The 1,217-nt window shown below is 79.0% G+C and carries 2 protein-coding genes; one reads left to right on the plus strand and one right to left on the minus strand.

Features of this window, described 5'->3' with window-relative positions; genetic code table 11:
- Positions 1–202, plus strand: a 202-nt coding sequence (locus tag ABEB16_RS11225) for a hypothetical protein (protein ID WP_345712338.1), incomplete at its 5' end; no start/stop codon positions are given.
- An 18-nt stretch (positions 203–220) separates the two neighbouring features.
- Here the strand turns inward: ABEB16_RS11225 and ABEB16_RS11230 are convergent.
- Positions 221–1,132 (minus strand): DNA-formamidopyrimidine glycosylase family protein, encoded by a 912-nt coding sequence (locus tag ABEB16_RS11230; protein ID WP_345712339.1) that lies wholly within the window; start codon positions 1,130–1,132, stop codon positions 221–223.
- Positions 1,133–1,217 lie beyond the last annotated feature (85 nt).

The following is a 1,217-nucleotide window of genomic DNA, read 5'->3' on the forward strand; positions in this document are numbered from 1 at the left end:
GGCCGGTGCGGCGCTGGGGGAGGGGCTGGACACCGGTCTCGACGCGGACCTGGACGACGACTTCGACGGCGCGCTCGGCGGGGTGGTCGTGCCCGACGTGCTGCCCGAGGACGTGGTCGGGGCGGTGGGCGACGCACTGCCCGGCGGCGAGAGCCAGCGCGCCGCCCGGTTGCGCCGCTGCCGCCTCGTCTCGGTGGCCTGACCCGCACCGGTCGCCGCGTCAGCGGTAGCGGGGGCGCCCGGCCACCCGCCGCGCGTGCCCCAGCGGGGCCTGCGGCCGGCCGTCGTCGGTGGGGGCCGCTCCCCGCTGGCACCCGGGGCAGTAGAAGGCGACCCGGTCCGTGGGCGGCTCGCCCAGGCGGGCCACCCGCACGGTGGCGCGGCAGCGCAGGCACGCCCGCCCCGAACGGGCGTGCACCCAGTGCTGGCGGTCGCGGCGCAGGTCGCCGGTGGTGATCTGCTCGGCGCGGTCCTTGTTGGTGTCGAGCAGCTTGTGCAGCAGCGCGACGAGCGCCGCGGGATCGGCCAGCTCGCCGACGGGCGTCCACGGCGTCGTCCGCACCAGGAACAGCGACTCGGCCATGTAGAGGGTCCCGACGCCGGCGAGCACCCGCTGGTCCAGCAGCGCCCGGCCCACCTCCCGCGCCGGGTCCGCGGTCAGCCGGCGCACCGCCTCCGCCGCGTTCCAGCCGGGGCCCAGCAGGTCGGGGCCGAGGTGGCCGACGAGCCGGTCCTCCTGCGCCGTCGGCACGAGGTCGAGCATCCCCAGCAGGTGGCCCACCGCGGTCCACTCGCTCGTCGTGAGCACGGCGCGCACCCCGTGGGCCGACCGTCGCGTCGCCCACGGCTCGCCGGTGCGGTGCACGTGCCAGGACCCCTCCATCCGCAGGTGGCTGTGCAGCGTGAGCGGCTCCGGCGGCAGCCCGCGGCCCGCGCCGGGGCCCCCACCCTCGGCGGCCGCCGTGCGCAGCAGCACGTGCTTGCCGGCGCTGACCACCTCGCGCACGTGCCGGCCGCCGAGGTCGACCGCGGCCAGGCTCGGCCAGCGCAGGTCGCTGGACGTCAGCTCCCGGCCCGCGAGGGCCTGGTGCAGCCGGCGCGCGGTGCGCCAGACGGTGTCACCCTCGGGCACCGGCCCCTCCGCTCTCCACGCCGTCCGCCGTCGTGCACATCCTGCCCGCCCGGCGTCCCGCCCACCCGCGCTGCGGGCACCGCCG

The sequence above is a fragment of the Kineococcus glutinatus genome (assembly GCF_039542765.1).
Taxonomy (GTDB): Bacteria; Actinomycetota; Actinomycetes; order Actinomycetales; family Kineococcaceae; genus Kineococcus_A; species Kineococcus_A glutinatus.